This window comes from Ruegeria sp. CDSA236 (assembly GCF_059611285.1).
Genome location: NZ_JBXWPG010000009.1, coordinates 1 through 23,124, shown reverse-complemented (window position 1 = coordinate 23,124; position 23,124 = coordinate 1). Strand labels below are relative to the sequence as shown.

Sequence of the window (23,124 nt, the reverse complement as noted above, 5' to 3'; positions counted from 1 at the left end):
TCACAACTTGCTTATAAGATATGCAAAAAACGCAAATCGGGGCTGTAAAACCAGCAATTGTGGGACTCAGTTGAAAATCCTACATGAGGCCCACAACCGACAACGGGTCGGCTGTTTCTGTTTATAAGGAATGCGCAAATGGCAACTACCGCAAATATCCATGCGCCGCTCGGAGCAGCTACCATCCTGCATGTAGTGGACGCGTTTTTTGGCGCTTTTGAAAAAGCCGCCGATTGGAATGAATCCCGCAAAACTCGCAATGCCCTGTCGGCTCTCAGTGATGAACAGCTGGACGATATCGGCCTGTGCCGCGCGGATATCACCACCCTCTGATCCACGAGAATTCGTGAATTCAAGATAAGCCGCCCGGGTCTGGGCGGCTTTTTCTGCGCAGCTTTTTCCAGTCAGACAATTCAGCCGGAAGCGCTTTGCCCCAGATACGAAAAAAGGCGCCCCGAATAAGGCGCCTTCAAACGTTGTTTCCCGAACCGGATCAGAGCGCTTCTTCGATCCAGCTTTGCAGCGCGGCTTTCGGTGCGGCGCCTGCGCGGTTCGAAACGACCTGACCATCCTTGAAGATGAACAGCGCCGGGATGCCACGTACGCCCATGGCGGCGGCAGAGTTCGGGTTGCTGTCTACATCGACTTTGGCGATCTTGACCTTGTCGCCATATTCAGCCGCCAACTCTTCCAGAGCGGGTCCGATCTGTTTACAGGGGCCACACCATTCGGCCCAGAAATCGACAACTACGGGGATGTCGGAATTCTTGACTTCGGCGTCAAAAGTATCGTCGGTAACAGCTACGGTCGACATATTCTGTCTCCTGAATGGGGAATGCTTGGTCACTGAAACTAGGTGTCGGGTATGCCAAGGTCAAGGCGTCAGCGCACGGGTCAGCGCAGCTTTCACCAGATCGTGTGACAGCCACATCAGCTGGGCTGTTCGGGTCCACAGAATTGCAGTTCTGACTTCGCGGTCTGGATAGATCTGCGACAATGAATCAGCATAGGCACCCATCTGTCGCAGCAGTCCTTCGGGGCAGGTTGCTGCATTGTCTGGAACTGTCATATTAGATTTAAAATCAATTACTTGGACGTCCGTTTCAGTGACGATCAGCCGGTCAATGACACCATGGATACGCCGCCCGCCCAGATCGGCCGTTACCGGGACTTCGGCCAAGGTATCGGGGGCGAACACTGCCTTCAGGTGATCCGCCGTTAACACATTTTGCGCCTCGGCCAGCAATCCTTGCCGCTCGGCCTCACGCATATCGGGAAGAACCCGTGCGCAAAGCTGCGGCCAGTTCTCAGGAAGGACCCGCGGCAAATGCTCCAGCAGCAGGTGCAGGCGGGTGCCGCGCAGCTTGGCGGCCTCTTCATCCTGGCCCATGTCCCCGGGCAAGGCTTTGGCCCCGCCCAGATCAGACGGGCTGAGGGTTTCCGGCGCCGCATCAACCGCGGGGGCGGAATTCAGGAAGGTCGGCGGCAATTCGCTGTGGGCATGAACGGCGCCTGTGTGTTCGATAAATTCCGGATCATGCCAATCTCCGTGCGACAAGCGCAGGATCTCACTGTTGGGCAGAGCTGTTGCCCCTGCCCGCGCCATAGCCGCCTGCACCAGTTGATACCAACTGGATCCGTCCTTGCCGACATCCCCTGCCGCACCTACGATTAGCCACTTCTCTGCACGGGTCAGCGCCACGTATAATAGGCGCAACCGTTCATTCTCTTCCCGTTCGCGCGCCTCGGCTCGCGCCTGCGCTATCAGCGCCGGGGACGCGTCTGCCGGTACTTTCCATAGTGGCTTAGCATCCGTCACCATGATCTCGGCATCGCGCGGGGCTTGCCGTCTGCCGGTATCCGGCAGGATCACGATGGGGGCTTCCAACCCTTTCGATCCGTGCACGGTCATCACGCGGATCATGTTGCCGACACCGCTCATCTGCCGTTTGATTTCCAGATCGTCGGTCTGCATCCAGACCAGAAAGCCGGTCAGGCTGGGAATGTCGGTACGTTCATAGGCCAGCGCCTGGGACAACAGCGCGTTGATACCGTCTTCGGCCTCGGGGCCCAGCCGCCCCAACAGCAGGCGCCGCCCGTGATGACGGGTCAGAATCCGCTCGATCAGGTCATAGGGGCGCAGAAAGTCGATCTGACCGCGTAGGTCGTTCAGAATTGTCAGCGTATCGGGAAACTCATCGGCCCGATTGCGCAGCGCCGCCCACAGGAATTGTTCTTGCCGCCGATGCGCCAGATCAAAAAGCTGCTGTTCTGACCATCCAAACAGAGGAGATTTCAGTACCGTGGCCAGCGACAGGCTGTCCTCGGGCGTGGCCAAAAAGCTCAGCAGAGCGGCCAGGTCCTTGACCGCAAGCTCGGCTCCGACCTTCAACCGGTCAGCCCCTGCAATCGGCAGTTCGGCAGCCTTGCAGGCGCGGATGATCTCAGCAAACAGGTCCGAGCGGCGCTGGACGAGGATCAGAAAATCCCCCGGCTGTACCTTTCGCCGGACGAAACTGCCCGGTACCTCGCCATCTTCGGGGATGGTTTCCCCCTGTTCGATCATATCCCTGATCGACTGTGCAACCTGCTCGGCCAGAACAACGGTATGGTGGCGCGCTCCAGGGCGGTCCACCGGGTCGGTCCATTCGGTATCTTCCTCGTCTTTGACTTTTTCGACCACCGGCCATAGGTCGACGCGCCCTGGCAGATCGGACTTGAAGGCGCGGTGCTGGCTTTCTTTGTGAAACCCGGCCTCGGCATGGTTTTCGAACAGGATATCGACCAGAGTCAGAATGGCGCTGGAGGATCGGAACGAGTACTCCAGCGTGGAATCCCACAGTTTAGAGCCTGATTCTGCCAGTTTCCGCCCAAACTCGGCCTGCATCCGGTCAAAGGCCTGAGGGTCGGCGCCTTGAAAGGAATAGATCGACTGTTTCTTGTCACCCACCACGAAAATAGTGCGCTCAATCCCGGACCGGGCCCCCTCCCCGCTGGTGAATTCCTGCGCCAGTTTTTCGACGACGTCCCATTGGTCCGGGCTGGTGTCCTGCGCCTCATCGACAAGGATATGGTCAATCCCGCCGTCCAGCCGGTACAATACCCAAGACGCTACCGCCGGGTCGTTCAGTACGTTTCGGGCGCGCAAGATCAGGTCGTCAAAGTCCAGCCAGCCACGCAGTTGTTTGCGCCGCTCATATTCCGGCAGAAAGGCCATTGCGAACCGGTGAAGTACCAGCGTTTTACGGGCCGCAACCAGTGCAAGCCGCTGTTCACGCGCGGCTTCGATGCGCAACATCAACGCCTCTAGCTGTGGCATCTGACCCGCCAGAACACCTTCGCGCAGGGGTTTGGTCGGGAAAGCGTTAATCTTGGCGGTAAACGGGTCCTTGGCCGCCTTTCCGGTCAGAAATACATCTTCAAGCACCGGCAGCGCACCGATTTCGGCGCGGGTGAAGGCCGCAAGCCTGGTGGCTGCCTTGGCGTTGTTCCCGCCGCTTTCGGTCAGTGCGGGCAGGACGCTGCGGACAAGTTCGGCCTCGCCCCCCAAAAACACCTGACCCAGCAAGAGCTGTTCGTCAAAACCGGCGGGCAGATTGAATTGCTGCAAAACCTGCGACCAATCGACGGTCTGCGCAAACAGATTGCGCTTTTGCGTGATGGCGGCGGTCAGCTTGTCGAACCCTGTGTCAGTCACAAAACGGGCGACATCGCCGATCAGATTGGCCATCGGCCCTTGGGCAAAATCCTCGACGATTTCTTCGCGCAGCAAGGCGGCGGCCCGATCCTCCATCTCGGTGAATTGAGGGCTCACTCCGGCCTCAAGTGGGAAACGGCGCAGTAGCGAGGCGCAGAAAGAGTGGATGGTCTGAATTTTCAGCCCGCCGGGCGTTTCGATCGCACGGGCAAACAATGTGCGGGCCTGCGCCAGGCGGTCCGGGTCAATCGCGCCCTGAACGCCCAGATCGGTCAACTGCGCCAATAGCGGTGCATCCCCCAGCATGGCCCACTCACCGAGGCGTTTGAACAACCGGTTTTGCATCTCGCTGGCTGCAGCCTTGGTGTAAGTCAGGCAGAGGATGTGTTGCGGCTGCACCCCGTCCAGCAACAGCCGCGCCACCCGATCGGTCAGAACCCGCGTTTTGCCAGATCCCGCATTTGCCGCCAGCCAGGTCGAGGCATCGGGTCGTGCGGCCTGCACCTGCCGTTCGGTGGCGTCGTTGCGGGCGCTCATTTCAGGTCCTCGGGGGCGCTGTTGCTGGTTCGGTCCCACTCACCGAAACGTGCCAGATGATCATAGTCCCCGATATCGGTATCCTTGTGCAGCATGCGGCGCGAGGTGAAGCCTTGATCAGGCTCTAAATAAGAGGAAATCAGCTGTTTCAGCTCAGCCAGGACCTTGTCGACCGGCTCTTTGGTCAGAGGCGCGGGTATCTCTTTATAGGTGCCGCCCATGCCGACAAAAATTGCTTCGGCCACAGGCAGCGGGTCAAACCCTTCGATCCCGCCCTGCTCGGCCATTGCGGCTTCGATCAGCAACTGTTTGTCAAACTTGGCCTGCTGGCTTTCGGTCGGAGGCGCACCGGTTTTATAGTCGACCAGCCGCAGCGCCCCGCGGCTGTTCAGGTCAATGCGGTCGGCGCGCCCGACTATGGTGAAATCCAGCGGACTGAGCGCCAGTTTCATCGCGGCCTCAAAAGCCACAGGCCCACCATCGCTGCGCCGGGTGTTCTCGGCCCGCAGGAAATCATCCGCAATCCGTTCCAGCCGCGCGAGCCATAATTTGCGCGCTGTGGGCCATGGGACATGCTGGACCAGCAGGCTTTCGGCGCGTTTCAGGAAGCTTTCGCGTGTCAGCAAGGCCGTGTCCAGCACGCTGTCCTTGACGAATTGCTCCAAAATCTCGTGGATCACGATCCCGCGCAGCAGCGCATCCGGGGCCTGAACCAAAGGGTCCAGAGGTTTTAACCGCAGCACATGTTTGGCGTAGATCGCATAAGGATCACGGATCAGGCGCTTGATCTCGGTGACGCTCAGTCGGCGCGGGCGCGACCCGACCAGAGGGCGCGGAGATGGGCGCGGTGCCGCCTTGATTTTTGGAGCGTATTCTAGTTGTTCGGACCACCCCAGATATTGCCGCCCTCGGCCGCGCATTTCTGCAAGGGCGGTTTGGCCACCCTGTTCTGCCAGGCCACTCAACAGGTTGGTTAACCGATTCAACCAGCGGGAAGGAACGGTTTCGGCATCGTCGGACCGGGTCGACCGGGTCAGCCAGACCTCGGGCGCGCCGATAGCCTGCTGGAAGTCATGTGCCGACAAGCCAATGCGCCGCTCTGGCAGCAACAGCCCGGCCTTATCGCGCATCTGCCTGTTCAACCAGGGATCAGGTGCGGGCGCCTCGGGCCAACTGCCCTCGTTCAAACCGCCAAGGATTAGCAAATCGGCGCCCTGCACCCGGGCCTCGAGCGTGCCCCAGATCATGATCCGGGGGTGTGGCGCGTCGCGGTCGCGGACTTCTTCTCCGGCCAGCAAAGCACCCAGCAGATCGGCAAAGTCATGGGCGGTCATGGTGCCGCCATGCTGAGCCTCATTTCGCAGCTCGGTCACAACCGCCAGGGCCTTTTGACCGGCGTTCTTGTCCCACAAAGTGCCGGGATCGTCAGTGTGACCGGCGGAAATGGCCTGAGCCAACCCGCAGAGGCGATCGACCCAATCCGCCAGCGGCAGCTCATCATCGATTTGCTGTTCGCAGAAATGCTGCACCAACCACTGGACCCAGCCTTCGGGCACCTCTTTGCGGATGGCAAATGCCGTCAGGCTGGCGGCATCCGGGAAAGGCGGCCCGTGGCGGCGCAGGTCCAGTTCCAGATCGCGCGTGTGCAACAGATGAGAACCACGCTCGCCCCCGTCATGGCAGAGCGGATGTTTCAGCAGGGTCAACAGCGCTTCGCCGTCCAATCGACGCGCGAACAGGGCCGCGACATGGCGCAGGAACCGTCCGGGTGGGGACAGCTGCAGCGGCAGGCCAGCACTGTCATCGGGCAGGATGCTCCACCGGTCCAGCGCAGCGCTGACCTGACGAGTCAGCATGCGGTCGGGGGTGATCAGAGCGGCGGTCTGGCCGGTTTCAGCCGCCTCTCGCATGCGGAGTGCTATGGCCAGGGCCTCGGCCCGGGGGGACTGCGCCTCGACCAGGGTCAGGTCCTTGGTTGCACCATGCAGATCGGTCAGTTGTGGACCTTCGGACATCCATGCATCCGTGATCGGGGCAGGGCGTAACGCAAGCGATATCAGTTTGTTACGGGCGGGTGAGGGTGGATTGTCCTGGGTCCAGGCTGTGATTTGATCCGGGTTCTGCCCAAGCTGGTTCATCAGCTTCCGGAACCGGTATTGCGGGTGATCCTCAGAGGTTAACGCCGCATCCAGCTGAGCCCAAACCTGATCGGGCTGGTCAAAGTCAAAACCCGGCAGGATCAATGCGCCCTGCGGCAGGCAGGCAACGGCTTGCATCAGCATCAGTGTCGTTCCCCGTGACCCCGTCGAGCCGGCAAGAATGACCGGGTGCTGAGGTGGATCCACTCGCCAATGTTTGATTAGGTTCTCGACCACGCGGCGCTGCCGGGCCTGCGTGTCCAGGATGTCGTCTTCTGAGTCGATGAACTGATCCGCAATCCCGATAAACGCCTGCGCGCGGGCCCAATGCCCGGACATGTCGGTGACATCCAGCCGCCGGATCGCTTCGGGTGAAACGCCTTCGCCCTGCATCTCATCTATCAATGCGGCCAGACTGTCTGACAGGTCAAACAAAGACGAGCGCGCCGCCAGATCCGGTTGTTGATCCAGCAGCTTCGAGACCAGCTGCGTCAATTCCAGCCGCCGTCGCAGGGGCGGGATTGCGGGTGGTATCTGCGCCAGATTCACGCTTACACCCAGATCAGTCACCAGTGATAGGCGCGGCAACAAACAGGCAGGGCCCTGGTCGAACAGCTCACGCACCCTGCGAGCCATACGCCGCGTGTTAACAACCAGCTCCACTCGGGCCAAAGCCTCGGGCGGAAGAGCGGCACAGCGATTTCTCAACCCCCGGACCAGCGCCTTTGGAAAATCCACACCCGAAGGTACGGCAAAGACGCGGGGCAGGGGTGAGGGGTCAAACATCCGCCAACAGACCTTCAGCAAGGGCGATCCCTTCCGGATGGCCAACATCGCACCAGCGGCCGGGATAGGTTAGGGCAAACAGCCGGTCTTTCTTTTGCATCCGATCCCAAAGCAGGTTCAGCGAAAACACCTTGTCTGGAATTTCGACCAGCCCTTCCGTCTTCATGATCTGCGCGCCTCCGTAGATCAATCCGGGGCCGCGGGTAATCCGGCCCGCTTCATCAGCAGTAAAGTCTCCGGCACCGGCATGACCAATCGCCTGCGCGGTCGGGATGCACATTAGCAATGCGTCCATCAAATCAGGGTTCCAGGCGGCCCGCAGCATTGTCAGCGGGTTCGGGCCGGACCAAATGGCGTCTGAATTCATCGTGAACACTGAATCAGACCCTAATAAAGGCAAAGCTGCCCGTAATCCGCCACCAGTATCCAGAATGTCGGGCTGTTCGTGTGAAACATGTACGTCTTTCGGCGTCAAATGCGCCTCAAGCTGATCCGGCAGATAGTGCAGGTTGGCCACTTTGCGAACCGGCCCAAGCGCGTCAACCAAATCAAGCGCGTGGTCGATCAGCGGGCGCCCGGCTACCTCGATCAGCGGCTTGGGGCGGTTCAGGGTCAGGGTGCCCATACGGGTGCCGAACCCGGCTGCGAACAGCATGACGGCATTGGGGGGCTGGGTCATCTCTGTCTGAGCCTGTTCAGGTTTTCGGGTGTTGGTGTGGGCAGAGCCGCGCGCAGCAGGTCGGCAACATTCACCAGCGCCGGGTGATCCAGATCCCGCATTAGATGGTCCCACGCAGCGGGGATAAAATCGATATAATGGGGTTTGCCATACTCAGTCGCAAGCCGGGTAAACACACCAAGAATCCGCAGATTTCGCTGGGCCCCCAGCACGGCATAGGCACTGCGGAAATCATGATCGTTGACGCCCATAGCCGAGATATAGTGGCTGACCATCCGCATTTCCGTACCCGGCGTCACTTTGCGGCGCACATCCTGGAGCAAAGACACAAGATCATAGGCAGGATGGCCCAGCATGGCGGTCTGAAAATCCAGCAATCCAACCCGCTCAACCCCTTGGCGGTCAGGGAGCCAGATCAGGTTTTCCGCGTGGTAATCCCGTTGGACAACAACTTTGGTGCCGGATGTTTCTTGATGCAGGATATCAGCAAATCGGTGTTCGAACCGATCCTGCGCATCCCGGTCATATTCGCCAAGAACCCCTTGGGCGTATTTGGTGAAGGATAATGCCGCCAGTTCGGTCATCAGTGCTGGGCCGTAAGATTGCAGCGACAGGGTCGGGGCCTCGTGCAACGTGATCAGGACATCTGTTGCGGCCTCGTATAATTCCCGCTCCATATCGGGATGTTTGACCAGAACCCGCGCGAACAGGTCATCGCCAAGGTCTTCCAAAAGAAGAAACCCATATTGCGTGTCTTCGGCGTAGATCTGTGGGGCGCTTAGCCCGATAGATTGTAAATGCCGGGCCATCCGTACGAAGGCTTCGACCGGTTCCGCCTGGCCCGGGGGCGAATCCATCAGAACAGCGGATTTGCCCGTGACCGGGTCGGTTAGGCGCTCGTACCGGCGGTTCGAGGCATCCCCCGCCAAAGGCTCTCGGTGGGCCTTGGACCACGGAGTGTGTGAAATCAGAGCTTCGGCAAGGACGGCGCGGTTTGTCATTCGCTGACCTCCAGTTTTTGAGCCCATTTTTCGTCGGTCCATGTGAGGGTGATGTGGCGCATATCCAGCATGTCCGGGTCTGTTTCAAATGTCATGGTCAGGGCAGAACCGGGTGTCAGCGGGCCCAGTTTCTCGGGCCACTCAATCAGGCAGATCGCTTGTTCCATCGCTTCGGCCAGCCCAAGCTCTTCGACTTCCTCCACCGCGCTCAGCCGGTATAGATCGCAGTGCCAAATCTCACCTTTACGGGTGTCATAGACCTGAACCAGCGTGAATGTGGGCGAGGGCACATCCTCGGATCGGGTCATCAGTGACTGGATCAGACTACGCGCAAAATGGGTCTTACCGGTTCCGATCTCACCCTGCAGCAGCAGGATGTCGCCCGGATGCAGAATTGCGCCCAGCCGACTGGCAAATTTGGTCGTATCTTCGGGCGAATTCAGGGTGATCCTGAGGGGTGGTAACGTCATGGCGCCACAATGGCCCCACGCTGGATTGGCTGCAACCCGGTTCAGGCGCTGATTTGCTGTATCTCGTGCTGTGGCAACGCATTGTGCGTGGCAAAGCGAATGATGGTGGCCCCGTTTTGCAATGGGCAGATGGTGCAGTTCAGATCGGTTCCGTTACGCATTTGGATTCTGGCTGACCACTCAGCCCGGCTGTCCCGCATTTCCACGAAATCCCGGATTTCACCCAAAATCGGAGTGGCCGCGCAATGTTTCTGCCAGTTGCGGGTCACGTCCAGAACCGTGTCGGGTTCAAATCCGGCACCATCGGCTTCACCCCATAATTTCTGATAGGCATAATTGGTGAAGGCCAAGGTACCGTCATCACCGAAAACGGCAACCGCGTCGGCCAGCTTATCCAGGATGGATTGCATCAAATCCATTTCCGCCCGAAAGCGGCGGGTCAACGTGATCTCGGCCGTGATATCTTCGAACAGAAAGGCCACCGCACCATCCGGGTGCGGGCGGCCGCTGACGGAATAGACCGAGCCGGATGGCAGCGACCATGTTTCCTGGTAATTTCCGTCTTCTGCGGCCTCCAGCAGATCGTTCATCTGATTACGCCAGCTGCGATAGTTCTTGGGTTCCGGCATCATGTGCTGATCGCGCAGGCGGTCAAAGAAACTGGACAGGTTGGGGCGGCAGCTCAGGAAATCCGGGGGCAGGGTGGTCAGGTCAATCAAGGCGGGGTTGAACAGGGCAAGTTGGCGATTTCTGTCAAAAATGGCCAAGCCGATGGACAGCTGTGCAAAGGTTTTGGTCATCGTCTGTACGAATTTTCGCTGCGCTGTCTCGGCGGCGACGATGGCGTTGATGTCCACAGCGTAGCAAAGGCTGCCTTCCGGATGGTCCACCATCGTCAGGTCAAACCAAAGCTTGTTTGCACTGTCTTCGGACGAAATGAATACACGGGTCTTGGCGCTGATACGCGCGCCATTTTCGGGCCCGGGAAAAAGAGGTGCAGTCAGGTCGGTATCGCCACCGCGCACTTTGCGGACAAGCGAGACATAGGCGGCGTTGCACCAGCGGATCTTGTTTTGATAATCCAGATGCCAGACCGGGTAGGGCGCCAGTTCCATCGCCAGGCGGATCGGATCGCTATTCTCGCGCAATACGGTTCTGGGGTAATCAGAGCTTTCCCGCAGCTGTACGCGCACGACCCCGTCGATCCATTCGCACAAAACGTCCCGCTCGACCGAGCAATCAATGGCGGGGATGACAAGATTCCCTTCGTGCCTGACGCGTTCAGGGCTTTCAGGAAAGCCCGGAAAATCCCGCTGCAGCAGCCGACGCAGATCTGACCAGTCGCGCACAGCCTCAAACCCATCCAGAGCGATGTCTGTGTGGCTGATCAGGCGGTCACCGTCGAACAGAAACACGACATTGAACAACGAGGCCGGCTCGGACAGGCCGAAATTGTCACTTGTCTGCTGACGACGGGGCAAAAGCCATTGAACCGCCAGACTGGCAGACACCACACTGATGACGGCCAATATGATCCAGTCGACCATGTGCTCTCCCGCGGTGAATTCACGGGTATAGCTATGGGCGGAAATGGTTAACGGGGTCTTAACTCAGACTTGGATATGCTGATTTACACCTGAAGGAACGGGGGTGTCGCCGGTCTGTGCATCCACAAGTTTTCGCGGCCAGGATACCCGGACGATGGCCCCTATACGTTCGGGATTGTCCGACAAGGTCTGATATGGATCAGAGCCATTGGCGAAATCCAAATGCGCACCGCTGCGTTCCAGTAGGGTTTTTGCGATGAACAGGCCCAGGCCCATACCTTCATATTCCGGCCGGGCCCGCTTTTCCGATTCTGCCCGCCGTCGGCGCATGAACGGATCCCCGATCCGGCCAATCATTTGCGAAGGATACCCGCGGCCGTCATCCATGATGTTGATCGTAATCCTTTCGGCTGTCCATTCCGCTTCGACCCAGACGTTGCTGCGCGCGAAATCCACAGCATTCTGGATGAGGTTGCGCATTCCGTGGATGATCTCAGGTTTACGCAGGATCGAAGGTTGTTGAACATCGCCATCCCCAACCGGACCTTCGGCAAAGTGTACCTGCTTGCCGCGGTTGATATGTGGCTCGGCGGCCTCATGGATGACAGTGGACAGGGGGGCCTGTCTCAGGTGGAGGTCGTCTTTGCCAGCCCGACCCATGTCGCGCAGAATGTCGCGGCAACGATTGGCCTGTTCGCGGATCAAGGCGGCGTCTTCTTTCAGGTCCGGGCGGTCGTCCAGCTCTTCAATCAGTTCGGCACTGGTCAGTTTGATTGTTGCCAGAGGTGTTCCAAGTTCGTGCGCGGCGGCGGCGACAACTCCACCAAGATCGGTCAGTTTCTGTTCACGAGCGAGGGCCATATGCGTGGCCGACAGCGCCTGAGACATCGACTGGACCTCAGAGCTTACGCGGTGGGAATAGGCCCCCAGGAAAACGATCGCGATAACGATGGCAGCCCAGTTTCCGAACAGAAGGATATCGGGGATCTCAAGATCCACACCGCCATCCGTGTGCAGGGGAAGGTGAAATTCGGCTAGCAGCGTGGTCAGAATGATGGCCACCGTACCGATGATCAGCGTAGACCGGGTGCTCATGACATTGGCCGAGATCGTCACAGGACCCACCAATAGCAAGGCGAACGGATTATTGAGGCCTCCGGTAAGGTACAGCAGGATGGTCAGCTGCAACAAATCGAACAACACCATCAGAAAGTTTTCGAACTCGGACAGGCGTTTGTTGCGTGGAAAGACAAGAATAGCCGTCAAGTTGCCCATGACCGAAATGCCGATGGCCAGATAGCACAGCGTCACATCCAACTGCACATCATAGGTCTGTTGCGCCACGGTGATTGCGGTGATCTGGCCAAAGATGGCCACCCAGCGCAGCAGGATCAGCGTCCGCAGGCGAATCCAGCTGCGTTCCTGACCAGGCCAAAAAGTGATGTTGGAATCTGCCATTGGTCCATTATGTCCTGTTGCATCGGCTGTTCATCTTGATAGGTGTCCCGGCCGGAACGATCAACAACTCCTCTATCGTCAGGTAAGATGCCATGGTCCGTCTATACGCTATCCTTGCAACAGTTGTTTTGGCCGTAGGTCTGGGGGCCATGTGGCTGCTGACGCGCGGCGCAGGCTCGGACGACAAATTCGCGCAGTGCCGGTCCAGCCAGATCGCAGGGGGTACGGCCACCATTGGCGGGCCCTTCGAACTGATCAACGGCAAGGGCGAGACTGTGACCGACAAACAGGTGATAACCGAACCTACGCTGGTCTACTTCGGCTATACCTTCTGTCCGGATGTTTGCCCCTTTGACATGTCCCGCAATGCCGAAGCGGTGGATATTCTGGCCGAACGCGGGCAATCGGTGACGCCGCTGTTTATCTCGATCGACCCGGATCGCGACACACCCGCGGTTATGGCCGATTACGCCTTTAACCTTGGTGGTAAGACCATCGCCCTGACCGGTACGCCCGATCAGGTCAAGGCCGCCAGCAAGGCCTATAAGACCTATTATAAGGCCCATGACAAAAGTGATGAGTACTATCTGGTTGATCACTCGACCTTTACTTATCTGGTCACACCCCAGGACGGGTTTATCGAATTTTTCGATCGCAATGACACAGCCGAGCAGATGGCTGACAAGGTGGGCTGCTTTCTGGACAAGATCTAGAACGCAACGGTCTGTTTGACCTTTGCAATGGCGCTGCTATTACTCATGTTTAAGCCAACGGCGTGAATTAGCGGAAAGAATAGAATATGGCGGACAGCTCTGACCTCGACATCGGCCCGGATAAATCGCTGTTATTGGTGGATGATGACGAACCGTTTCTGAGACGTCTGGCCAAGGCCATGGAAAAACGCGGGTTCGAGGTTGAAACCGCCGGCTCTGTCGCCGCTGGCCGCGCAATTTCCACAGCACGTCCACCTGCATATGCGGTTGTTGACCTGCGGTTGGAGGATGGCAACGGCCTGGATGTGGTCGAAGTGCTGCGCGAAAAGCGCCCCGACAGCCGGGTTGTGGTTCTGACAGGGTACGGCGCGATTGCCACCGCTGTGGCTGCCGTCAAGATCGGTGCCACCGACTATTTGTCGAAGCCCGCCGACGCCACCGACATCACCAACGCATTGCTGGCCAAGGGCGACGAACTGCCTCCGCCGCCGGAAAACCCAATGAGCGCGGATCGCGTGCGCTGGGAGCATATCCAGCGGGTTTATGAGCTGTGTGATCGCAACGTCAGTGAAACCGCACGACGCCTGAACATGCACCGCCGGACATTGCAACGGATCCTGGCGAAGCGCAGCCCGCGATGAGATCGTGGGTTTAGCTTGCGCATAACAGACCAGAACTCATGAAGCCGAAAAGCCGAATTGAGTCTCGACATGCGGCCACCAAACATATGCTTTGTCGCGGCTGATGGACCGCCACCCCTGAAGACTTTAATTTAGTGTCTGTTAACCAGTTTGTGTTGTCGTTAAGTTCAATAATTATATTTTCCGAACAAATAGTTGAGATGTATCGAAGTGTCGCCGCTCCCTAATACGCCATACGAAAGCCTCCGTATTTCCAACCCTGCCCTTAAAGTCATTGTCTCTGTTGTCACCTGGGCAGCAGAGAGATTTGGGTTTTGGGCGCGACCACGAAAGGGCGCTGCGGGTGAGCTTTCCGAAATGAACATTTTGGACAACCTGTACTGGGTCTATAAAAGTAAGAACCCCATTCAGCAGCCTGAAGCGGAGCTGGATCAGTCCGGCTTTATGACTAAAACGGCCGTACGACTTTCAACCGCTGACATCAGTGACACATCAAATTCGGTCACTCTGAGCTTTGCCGGGGACATTCTAAGAACTCACAGGGCCAGTGTCGCAAAAGACCAGGTATATGCTGAGATCGAAGATCTTTTGTTTCAGGATGATATTTTGGTCGCCAACTACGAGTCACCTGTAACGACACAGCCTTTGATTGACGAAGTGATCGGGGACGCCGGCCCGCCGATCGAATGTGCGTCGGAAGAACAGTTCGATGCTTTGACCAGCCATAACGAGAGGTTCATTGATGTTTTGAACCTTGCAAACAACCATATTCTCGACATGGGTGTTGAGGGGCTTGAGACAACTCTGAACGTCTTAAGTGACAGAAATATCATGCAAATCGGCGTAAATGAGAGTTTGACAGAAGCCACAGCCGTCAAAACGATCGAACGAAAAGGGATAAAGTTCGGATTTGCGTCCTGCGCTTTTGGTACCAACGGCCACGCGCTTCCTGAAGGTCAAAAGCAGAGCATCAATATCGCCAAGCTGACTTCAAAGCATCAAGCGCCGGACACTACCCTTCTAAAGACACAGATTTCGAACGCAAAAGCGGCTGGCTGTGATCTGGTTATTGCGATTATTCATTGGGGTCATGAGTTCGAGCTGTTCCCGCGCCGAGCGCAGCAAGAGGCCGCACAGGACTTGGCCGAATTCGGAGCTGATCTTATCGTCTGCCACCACCCCCATGTCCCTCAGCCGATTCAGCTGTATCGCACACAGACCGGAGATCGGACGGTGCCAATCGCCTATTCCCTAGGAAGTCTGCTGTGGGGTTTCGCCGATAGAGACATTGCCAGCAGCACGATTATGCAGATTGAAGTACAGAAGACTGAGGGCAAGGCCGAAATAACAAATCTGAAGGCGACGCCAGTGCGTTGGCATGCCCATGAGATTGACGGCAAAGTCTTTCAGAAGGTGGCGCGATCAGAAGGCTGAAAGTGGTCAGGGCCCAATCTCGGCCATCAATGCCGAATGTCTATGCGTATAGGCACATCTTACTTCAACGGGTGGCCGCAATTTGATCTGCAGCCCTTCCATAATAACCCTGTCCGGGCGGCCGAAGAATTTTGTCGCCTCGGCCTCGGAAAAGCCCGCGATCTGGGTGGCTTCCATCCAGGCGCTGATCTTGTCGGCCTTTTTGATTTGCCGTTTAACCGTTTTAGGCACCGCAGCAGGCAGGCCAAACCGGATGTGGATCGCCGCAGCCAGCCGGTCATCCAGTGCGCCATAGTCGGGACCGACAGCGGATTTGACCGGAGAGATCATATCTCCGATCACGTATTCCGGCGCATCGTGTAACAGGGCCGCCAGCCGCCATTTGACCGGTGCCTTGGGGGCAATACGACCAAAAAGCTCTTCGACCAACAGCGAATGCTCGGCCACCGAATAGGCGAAATCGCCATGTGTCTGCCCGTTCCAGCGGGCCACAAAGGCCAGCCCATGCGCGATATCCTCAATCTCGATATCCACCGGTGTTGGGTCCAGCAGGTCCAGCCTGCGCCCGGACAGCATTCTTTGCCATGCGCGGGGTTGTGTTGCCATTCTGCCATGCCTTGTGAAGTGGGACACATTAAATTCGCATTTTTGTGGTAAGCTGTACCTGTCAAGATCACCAGCTGCCAACTTTTTCTTGAGCAATCGTGCTTTGAACAAGCGCGCGGTGATACCGACATTTGTACCGAGGGGGGCGCATGCTCCTCCCGGTGTGCCCCTCTCGGACGTAACTCGTATCGAAAGGAGCTTGCTATGTTCAAGCGTTTGTTAGGAATTGCTCTGGCCTTTGGTATGGCCGCCACTGCACCGCCTGCCTTTGCCCAGCAAAGCTGTGCGTTGCGTGATCAACTGATTTCAACGCTACAGGACAATTATTCCGAGGAACTGGCCTTTGGCGGATTGCAAAAATCCCGTGGCTCGCAATCGGTGATGGAGGTCTGGACCTCAGAGGAAACGGGTAGCTATACCGTTTTGGTGACACGTCCGAACGGCATCAGCTGCATTGTCGCCGTTGGGACTGACTTTTTCCAAGCGATCCCCAAAATCAAGGTAGAGGGCATACCAAGTTGATTTTGGCGGCTTAAAACCCCGTTTCCGGCCATCTGCGTTGCCACGTCCCGAAAGGGATGCTAGGGCAACCCGGATTGAATTATACCGGAATGGAGCACCTGATGGCCGGGGACTATATCGTCAAAGACATTTCGCTGGCCGGGTTTGGCCGCAAAGAACTGGATATTGCAGAGACCGAGATGCCGGGCCTGATGGCCCTGCGCGCGGAATACGGTAACGCAAAGCCCCTGAAGGGCGCGCGTATTGTCGGGTCGCTGCACATGACCATCCAGACAGCCGTTCTGATCGAAACACTTGTGGCGCTGGGCGCGGATGTGCGTTGGGCGTCGTGCAACATCTTCTCAACCCAGGACCACGCGGCGGCGGCGATTGCCGAAGCCGGAATTCCGGTGTTCGCCATCAAGGGTCAGACGCTGGAAGAGCATTGGGATTATCTGGACAAATCCTTCCTGTTCACCGACGGCCCCAACATGATCCTGGACGATGGCGGCGATGCGACGCTGTATATCCTGCTGGGCGCCCGCGCCGAAGCGGGCGAAGACATTATCCCCGTACCGGGCTCGGAAGAGGAAGAGGCCATCAAGGCGCAGATCGCCAAACGTATGGCCGCGTCCCCCGGTTGGTTCACCAAAATGCGCGACCAGATCCAAGGCGTGTCCGAGGAAACCACGACCGGCGTGAACCGTCTGTACCAGCTGGTCAGGGAAGGCCAACTGCCTTTCCCCGCGATCAACGTCAACGACAGTGTCACCAAGTCGAAGTTCGACAACAAATATGGCTGTAAGGAATCGCTGGTCGACGGTATCCGCCGCGCCACTGACACGATGATGGCTGGTAAAGTTGCCGTGGTCTGTGGCTATGGTGACGTGGGCAAAGGCTCGGCCGCGTCGCTGCGCGGTGCCGGTGCCCGTGTGAAAGTGACCGAAGTTGATCCGATCTGCGCCCTGCAGGCCGCGATGGACGGGTTCGAGGTTACGCTGCTGGAAGACGAAGTTGACAGCGCGGATATCTTCATCACCACGACCGGCAACAAGGACGTGATCCGCATCGAGCATATGCGCGCGATGAAGGACATGGCCATCGTCGGCAACATTGGTCACTTTGACAACGAAATTCAGGTGGCCAGCCTGAAGAACCACAAATGGACCAACATCAAGGAACAGGTGGACATGATCGAGATGCCCTCGGGCAATCGTCTGATCCTGCTGTCCGAAGGCCGCCTGCTGAACCTCGGCAATGCCACCGGTCATCCGTCTTTCGTGATGTCGGCGTCCTTCACCAACCAGGTTCTGGCCCAGATCGAGCTGTTCACCAAAGGTGATCAGTACGAAAACGAGGTCTACATCCTGCCTAAACATCTGGACGAGAAGGTTGCACGCCTGCATCTGGACCGTATCGGCGTGAAGCTGACGCAGATGGACAGCGAACAGGCATCGTATATCGGTGTGAATCCGGAAGGCCCCTATAAGCCTGAACATTACCGCTATTGATTGCGGGTCAGGCATGACCAAACCTTCTGGACGCCGTCGGATATTGCATCTGGCGGCGTCTTTCGTTTTCTCAGCACTCGCCTTGGTGGTTTTGATGGGTGGGGGTGGCTACTGGCTTTTGTCCCACCCGCAATCACCGGTTCCGGACCACTGGAACCCTTTGCGAGATCTGACCATTACGGCTCGGGTCACGCCGGTCACACCTGTGCAAATGCGACGAGCTTTGGCCGATGAAACGCAGTGCAGGGCCGCATTGGCCGGGGCGGGGGTAAGCTTTTCCCTGGTCGAGGATCTGATTGTCGACGAGAAATGCGGAATAGCCGGGCGCGGGGTTCTCTCGGGCTTAACCACGGCCAGCGTCAATGGCGTCGAGACCCGTTGTGCCACGGCTCTGCGATTGGCCATGTGGGAACACCATGTGGTCCAACCCGCCGCGCGCGAGATGTTGGGCAGCAGGGTGCGCAGCTTGCGCCACCTGGGCAGCTATAACTGCCGGCGAATGCGCACCGCGCAGGGAAAGGACAGCGGTTGGAGCAGTCATGCCACCGCTGATGCCATCGATATTGTCGGGGTCGAGTTGGCAGATGGGCGAAACCTGAGCCTGCTGTCGGACTGGACAACACCCGGACCCGAAGCAGATTTTCTACACCGGATTGGCCGGGGTGCATGTGAATGGTTTCGGGTGGTACTTGGGCCAAACTACAACCGCCTGCATGCGGACCACTTCCATCTTCAGGGACCGGGTTGGGGATATTGCAGATAACCACCGGTCGGTTAGCAGGTGCCATGTCGGCACGCTGCACTGGTTTCAACATTTTCCCGCTGCGCCCTAAATCCAAACCACCTGACCCTTGCAGAAGGCCAGAATCAGGCATTGTGGTACGCGGAGTCTATCTGTGCTGCCATAATTTCGCTTACGGGGAATGACCTGAAATTTTCCCTTTGTGTAAACAGAACAACTGACTAACCTTCCGACACCTGTTCATAGGCGCATTGAAAATCGCAGCCAAAGCTGCTCAACGGGAGAAATATTCATGGGAAAACGCGACGAACTGATCGCCAAATACGCAGATGATCTGAAAAACAAATGCGGGATGGACCCCGACATGGACCTTTTGACCAAGGTCACAATCGGATGTGGTCCGGCGATTTATGACGCCGACGCGTCGACCGTGGCAGCCACTCAGTCAGGTGAGCTTGAGACCGTCAAAAACAACTTCCTGGTCAAGAAACTGGGCCTTTCCGACGGCCCCGAGCTGATGGAAGCGATCAACAAGGCGCTGGAAACCTATGGCATGTCAGAGCGTAACAAGTATCGTGCTGTCGTTTACTATATGCTGACCAAGCATTTCGGCAAAGAGTCGGTCTATAGCTAAATCCGGGTTTCGACCAATCAGCGCCCGCCCGATCTGTGGCGGGCGTTTCCAATTTTAGGTACTTGTTGTTTGTGCCAAACCGGCCAAATGGGCTAGTGTCAGTTTGTGACCAGGACGGTCAGAACCGAAATTCTATACGCGTGTGGTGAGTCGGGAGCACGCGGGGTAGGGAAGGTTCTGCATCTGTCAGGACCTTCCCTTTAATCAATCCGCTTTCGTCTGCCCCAGATCGCAGATCACCTGCCACTCGGCATCGCTGACCGGTTGTACGGACAGGCGGGAATTCTTGACCAGAACCATCTCATCCAGACGTTCATCCACTTTGATCTGATCCAGCGTGACCGGCGTGGTGAAGGGGCGCACGGCTTTGATATCCACACATTCCCAGCGCTCGTCATCGGTGGTGCTGTCGGGATGGGCCGGAGCGCAGACCTCGATAATACCGACAATCGCCTTGTCTTTTTGCGAGTGATAGAAGAATCCGCGGTCGCCCACGGCCATCTGCCGCATGAAATTACGCGCCTGATAGTTGCGCACGCCATCCCATTCTTCGCCCTCTGCGCCCTTGGCGACTTGCTGGTCCCAACTCCAGGTCGAGGGTTCGGATTTGAACAGCCAATACGCCATCAGCCGACCACCTTTTTCCAGACGATCAGATCAACCGACTGGAACAGACCTGCTTTGGCATAGGGATCTTTGTCGGCCCAGTTTTGCGCCGCCGTCATATCCTCGACCTCGAGGATGATCAGTGATCCGATCATCGCATCGCCTTCCAGAAGGGGTCCGGCCTGGGCAACAACACCGGTTTCTTCGATATAGGCAAGATGGGCGGAACGGTTATCCAGCCGGGTTTGCAGCGCGTCGGGTTTATCCTTGGCGACAAGGGCGATCAGCATGTTATTCCTCCTTCAGGGGTCGGTTCAGCAGCCAGCGCATGGCTTCACCAACGCTGCATTCTCCGGTGCTTATTTCTGACACGATGGTGCTAATGGGCATGTCCAAATCTTCTGCTTTGGCAATTTTGGCCAAAGCCTTGGCCGTGGCAACACCTTCGACGGTTGTGTTTGTGTCAAAAGCATCCTGACGCCCAAGCGACAGGCCAAATCGATAGTTCCGGGACAGTTCGGAACAGCAGGTCAGTACCAGATCACCCATACCCGACAGGCCCATCAATGTTTCAGGGCGGGCCCCTCGCATCAGCGCAAAGCGCTGCATCTCGGCAAAGCCCCGCGTCATAAGGGCGGCCCGGGCGCTTTCGCCCATGCCCTCGCCAATACAGGCGCCGCATCCGATGGCTATGACGTTTTTCAGGGCCCCGCCGAGCTCGGCGCCAACAGTATCCGCAGTGCGATAGAGGCGCAGATTTGTGGTGCTCAATTCATGCTGCAGGTCACGGCCAATCGCATCATCCGCACAAGCGAGGGTCAATGCGGTGGGAAGGCCGCGCGCGATGTCGTCCGCAAAGCTTGGCCCGGTCAACAGCGCGGGGTGCGCATCCGGGATGGTTTCGCGGATGACCGATACCGGCCCAAGGCCCGAGGTCAGCTCGATCCCCTTGCAGCAGGCGACCAGCGTTTTACCCTTGAGGGCTGAGGCATGCGCACGCAATGCGCTGCGCAATTTCTGCATTGGCACGGATAGAAGAATGACCTGACTTTCGGCGGCCAGATCAATGTCCGAGGTCACCGTAATCGCCTTGGGCAGGGTCACATTCGGCAAGCGCGCGCTGTTTTCGCGCTGGTTTTGCATTATCTGGGCCTGTTCCCGATCCCGCGCCCACAGAGTGACGGGGCCTTTCCCGGCCAGCGAAATCGCCAGAGCAGTTCCAAACGCCCCTGATCCCAGAACCGACACACTCATGCTTTGGCTCCTTTTTTGCCGCTGCCCAACATGGCCGGGCTGGTTTGATCCAGAGGCCAACGCGGACGCGCGGTCAGGGTCAGATCATCGCGGGCACCGGTGCGAAACCGCTCGATCCCGGCATAGGCGATCATGGCGGCATTGTCGGTGCATAAGGCTAAGGGAGGGGCGGTAAATCTGGCGCCCTTTTCGGCACAAACAGTCTCTAACGCAGTGCGAATGGCCGTATTTGCGGCAACGCCACCCGCAACAGACACCACGGCCTCTGCAGGCGCTTCCGATAGGTACAGGTCAATCGCGCGGCGGGTTTTCTCGGCCAAAGTGTCCACGATGGCCTGTTGGAATCCGGCGCAAAGATCGGCCCGGTCCTGCCGCGTCAGCCCCCCTTTTTCGGCCACGATCTGGTCACGCATCCGCATCAACGCGGTCTTGAGCCCGGAAAAGGACAAATCGCATCCCGGACGATCCAGAAGCGGCCGGGGAAACCGGAACCGTTTGGGGTCGCCTGTGCGGGCCTCTGCCTCGACCGAGGGGCCGCCGGGTTGCGGCAGTCCCAGCAGGCGGGCGGTTTTGTCAAAGGCCTCGCCCGGGGCATCGTCGATGGTGCCACCAAGGCGGGTGAAATTCTCAGGCCCATGAGCAATCAGGTATTGGCAGTGTCCGCCCGAGACCAGCAGCATCAGGTAGGGAAACGCGATCCCGTCCGTCAGGCGTGGCGTCAGCGCGTGACCGGCCAGATGGTTGACTCCGATCAATGGCAGGCCCGTGGCGGCACTGATCCCTTTGGCGCACATGACGCCTGACATAACCCCCCCAATCAGGCCGGGACCGGCGGTGACCGCGATGGCGTCCATGTCGGCAAGGCCCAAACCTGCGGCCTCTAACGCCTGCATCACACAGATATCCAGCTTTTCCGCATGGGCGCGGGCGGCAATCTCAGGCACCACGCCACCAAATGCGCTGTGCAATTCGGTCTGGCCATAGACAACCGAGGACAGCACCTCGGCGGCTGTATCATCGGATTGGCGCACGACTGCGGCGGCCGTGTCATCACAGCTGCTTTCCAACCCGAGGACAGTAAGTGTTTGCACCATTGGCCTGATCCGTTACACCTTGGTTGCCAAGCGGGGTATCACCCTGCGCGGATGCAAACAATCCCAAGGCCGAAGGCGCCAACTGTTGTATTTGTTGATGACCCGCCCGCGCGCTGCGTCTGAAAGGTTCGTCGCGCAGTTGCCAACCCGCATCAGAAGCCGGGTAGAGGTTATCCATTCGCCGATCCTGGAAATAAAACCTTTGGCGGTGCAAGTGCATGCGGATGAAGCAAAGGGGCTGATCTTTACTTCGGCCAACGCCGTAAATGCGGCGATGTCTTTAGATGTATCTCGAAAGATGCCGGCCTTTTGTGTGGGTCCTGTTACCACCGGAACGGCCAAAGGCGCTGGCTGGGATGCCCGGATGGTGGGTGCTACCGCCGAAGAGCTGATTGCAAACCTGCTAAAGCACCGGCCCCAAAGCCCGCTGCTTCATCTTCGGGGGGAGCACAGCCGGGGTAACATTGCTGAACGGTTGACCGAATCCGGTCTGGCTGTGCGTGAACAACCTGTCTATAAACAGCACCTGTTACCGCTCACAGATCGGGCAGGCGCCGTTGCTGAGGGCAATGAACCGGTGATTGCCCCCATATTTTCACCCAGAACAGCGCGACAATTTGCCGACATCTGGGTGGGTTCGGCACCACTTTGGCTGGCTGCAATCAGCGAGGCCACGGCTGAACCCCTTTATTCCTTGGATTATGTCCGCCTGAAGATTGCCAAAGAGCCGACACCGAAGAAAATGCGGAAAGCCGTTAAAAAGCTTGTGAAACATGCGATGCGGGTTGAGGGCGGCGAGGCCACAGATTAACTTAGTCTGGTTAGTTGTTCAGGTTGTTTTGGATTCGAAAAGGGGAACATTGCGGTGGCTGGTAAGAAGAAAACCGATCAAAAGCCGGAAGATGACCCCAAGGCTGACGCAGTCGAGGACATTGTCCAGATCCCGGATGAGGCACCTGTTGACGATGCTGACCCCGTAGAAGAAACGCCTTCCGAAGCCGAAGCCGAAGCCGAAGCCGAAGCCGAAGCCGAAGCCGAAGCCGAAGCCGAAGCCGAAGCCGAAGCCGAAGCCGAA

The 23,124-nt window shown here is 58.0% G+C and carries 22 protein-coding genes and 1 pseudogene; 10 read left to right on the top strand and 13 right to left on the bottom strand.

Going from position 1 to position 23,124, the window contains the following annotated elements; all coding sequences use genetic code 11:
* Positions 1-138: 138 nt before the first annotated feature.
* Positions 139-333, top strand: a complete 195-nt coding sequence (locus AC2FLB_RS14510) for a DUF1127 domain-containing protein (RefSeq protein ID WP_142637449.1) — start codon at positions 139-141, stop codon at positions 331-333.
* A gap of 160 nt (positions 334-493) precedes the next feature.
* Here AC2FLB_RS14510 and trxA read toward each other — a convergent pair whose 3' ends face one another.
* The 8 genes from trxA to regB form a co-directional block, all read right to left on the bottom strand.
* Entirely contained in the window at positions 494-814 is a 321-nt protein-coding gene (gene trxA, locus AC2FLB_RS14505; protein ID WP_271950641.1) for a thioredoxin, read from the bottom strand.
* Positions 815-874: 60 nt separating this feature from the next.
* Complete coding sequence (addA, locus tag AC2FLB_RS14500) at positions 875-4,234, bottom strand: double-strand break repair helicase AddA (protein WP_496709498.1); 3,360 nt, start codon at positions 4,232-4,234, stop codon at positions 875-877.
* Positions 4,231-7,158, bottom strand: a complete 2,928-nt coding sequence (gene addB / locus AC2FLB_RS14495; RefSeq protein WP_496709497.1) for a double-strand break repair protein AddB — start codon at positions 7,156-7,158, stop codon at positions 4,231-4,233. The genes addA and addB overlap by 4 nt, the downstream gene beginning before the upstream one ends.
* The gene (locus AC2FLB_RS14490) at positions 7,151-7,837 is read right to left on the bottom strand and encodes a nucleotidyltransferase family protein (protein ID WP_496709496.1); all 687 of its coding nucleotides are present in this window, start codon (positions 7,835-7,837) and stop codon (positions 7,151-7,153) included. The genes addB and AC2FLB_RS14490 overlap by 8 nt, the downstream gene beginning before the upstream one ends.
* Positions 7,834-8,838, bottom strand: coding sequence for an aminoglycoside phosphotransferase family protein (locus AC2FLB_RS14485; RefSeq protein WP_496709495.1), 1,005 nt, complete (start codon positions 8,836-8,838; stop codon positions 7,834-7,836). Before AC2FLB_RS14485 ends, AC2FLB_RS14490 begins: the two co-directional genes overlap by 4 nt.
* Positions 8,835-9,308, bottom strand: coding sequence for a tRNA (adenosine(37)-N6)-threonylcarbamoyltransferase complex ATPase subunit type 1 TsaE (tsaE, locus tag AC2FLB_RS14480; protein ID WP_496709494.1), 474 nt, complete (start codon positions 9,306-9,308; stop codon positions 8,835-8,837). Before tsaE ends, AC2FLB_RS14485 begins: the two co-directional genes overlap by 4 nt.
* Positions 9,309-9,349: 41 nt before the next feature.
* Entirely contained in the window at positions 9,350-10,855 is a 1,506-nt protein-coding gene (locus tag AC2FLB_RS14475; RefSeq protein ID WP_496709493.1) for a PAS-domain containing protein, read from the bottom strand.
* A 63-nt stretch (positions 10,856-10,918) separates the two neighbouring features.
* Positions 10,919-12,313 carry a sensor histidine kinase RegB gene (gene regB / locus AC2FLB_RS14470; protein WP_142637465.1) on the bottom strand — a complete coding sequence of 465 codons (1,395 nt, stop codon included), beginning with the start codon at positions 12,311-12,313 and terminating at the stop codon, positions 10,919-10,921.
* Positions 12,314-12,405: 92 nt separating this feature from the next.
* Between regB and AC2FLB_RS14465 the strand changes: the two genes are divergently transcribed.
* From AC2FLB_RS14465 to AC2FLB_RS14455, 3 genes are all read left to right on the top strand, one after another.
* Positions 12,406-13,026 (top strand): SCO family protein, encoded by a 621-nt coding sequence (locus tag AC2FLB_RS14465; RefSeq protein WP_496692586.1) that lies wholly within the window; start codon positions 12,406-12,408, stop codon positions 13,024-13,026.
* Positions 13,027-13,112: 86 nt separating this feature from the next.
* The gene (locus tag AC2FLB_RS14460) at positions 13,113-13,667 is read left to right on the top strand and encodes an ActR/PrrA/RegA family redox response regulator transcription factor (RefSeq protein ID WP_142637470.1); all 555 of its coding nucleotides are present in this window, start codon (positions 13,113-13,115) and stop codon (positions 13,665-13,667) included.
* 357 nt (positions 13,668-14,024) lie between these two features.
* Positions 14,025-15,101: a CapA family protein gene (locus AC2FLB_RS14455; RefSeq protein ID WP_496709492.1), complete on the top strand. Its 1,077-nt coding sequence runs from the start codon at positions 14,025-14,027 to the stop codon at positions 15,099-15,101.
* 6 nt (positions 15,102-15,107) lie between these two features.
* On the opposite strand, the gene AC2FLB_RS14450 is transcribed toward AC2FLB_RS14455, so the two are convergent.
* The gene (locus AC2FLB_RS14450) at positions 15,108-15,707 is read right to left on the bottom strand and encodes an HD domain-containing protein (protein WP_271950659.1); all 600 of its coding nucleotides are present in this window, start codon (positions 15,705-15,707) and stop codon (positions 15,108-15,110) included.
* Positions 15,708-15,911: 204 nt separating this feature from the next.
* Here AC2FLB_RS14450 and AC2FLB_RS14445 point away from each other — a divergent pair, with 204 nt between their 5' ends.
* The 4 genes from AC2FLB_RS14445 (at position 15,912) to AC2FLB_RS14430 (ending at position 19,095) form a co-directional block, all read left to right on the top strand.
* A complete protein-coding gene (locus tag AC2FLB_RS14445; RefSeq protein ID WP_281995806.1) occupies positions 15,912-16,229 on the top strand; it encodes a hypothetical protein in 318 nt (105 codons plus the stop codon).
* A 101-nt stretch (positions 16,230-16,330) separates the two neighbouring features.
* Complete coding sequence (ahcY, locus tag AC2FLB_RS14440; protein WP_496709567.1) at positions 16,331-17,719, top strand: adenosylhomocysteinase; 1,389 nt, start codon at positions 16,331-16,333, stop codon at positions 17,717-17,719.
* Between the two features lie 13 nt (positions 17,720-17,732).
* Entirely contained in the window at positions 17,733-18,482 is a 750-nt protein-coding gene (locus tag AC2FLB_RS14435; protein ID WP_496709490.1) for an extensin-like domain-containing protein, read from the top strand.
* Positions 18,483-18,753: 271 nt separating this feature from the next.
* Positions 18,754-19,095 carry a DUF2853 family protein gene (locus AC2FLB_RS14430; protein ID WP_496692583.1) on the top strand — a complete coding sequence of 114 codons (342 nt, stop codon included), beginning with the start codon at positions 18,754-18,756 and terminating at the stop codon, positions 19,093-19,095.
* 204 nt (positions 19,096-19,299) lie between these two features.
* Here AC2FLB_RS14430 and AC2FLB_RS14425 read toward each other — a convergent pair whose 3' ends face one another.
* The 4 genes from AC2FLB_RS14425 to tsaD are packed head-to-tail and all read right to left on the bottom strand — an operon-like array spanning position 19,300 to position 22,049.
* The gene (locus tag AC2FLB_RS14425; RefSeq protein WP_496709489.1) at positions 19,300-19,722 is read right to left on the bottom strand and encodes an EVE domain-containing protein; all 423 of its coding nucleotides are present in this window, start codon (positions 19,720-19,722) and stop codon (positions 19,300-19,302) included.
* Positions 19,722-19,991: a YciI family protein gene (locus AC2FLB_RS14420; protein ID WP_496707397.1), complete on the bottom strand. Its 270-nt coding sequence runs from the start codon at positions 19,989-19,991 to the stop codon at positions 19,722-19,724. The genes AC2FLB_RS14425 and AC2FLB_RS14420 overlap by 1 nt, the downstream gene beginning before the upstream one ends.
* 1 nt (position 19,992) lies before the next feature.
* Entirely contained in the window at positions 19,993-20,955 is a 963-nt protein-coding gene (locus AC2FLB_RS14415; RefSeq protein WP_496709488.1) for an NAD(P)H-dependent glycerol-3-phosphate dehydrogenase, read from the bottom strand.
* Positions 20,952-22,049 (bottom strand): tRNA (adenosine(37)-N6)-threonylcarbamoyltransferase complex transferase subunit TsaD, encoded by a 1,098-nt coding sequence (gene tsaD, locus AC2FLB_RS14410; RefSeq protein WP_496709487.1) that lies wholly within the window; start codon positions 22,047-22,049, stop codon positions 20,952-20,954. The genes AC2FLB_RS14415 and tsaD overlap by 4 nt, the downstream gene beginning before the upstream one ends.
* 85 nt (positions 22,050-22,134) lie before the next feature.
* Between tsaD and AC2FLB_RS14405 the strand changes: the two genes are divergently transcribed.
* Positions 22,135-22,860, top strand: coding sequence for a uroporphyrinogen-III synthase (locus AC2FLB_RS14405; protein WP_496698650.1), 726 nt, complete (start codon positions 22,135-22,137; stop codon positions 22,858-22,860).
* 54 nt (positions 22,861-22,914) lie between these two features.
* A pseudogene (locus AC2FLB_RS14400) lies at positions 22,915-23,124 on the top strand (hypothetical protein); the annotation flags it as partial.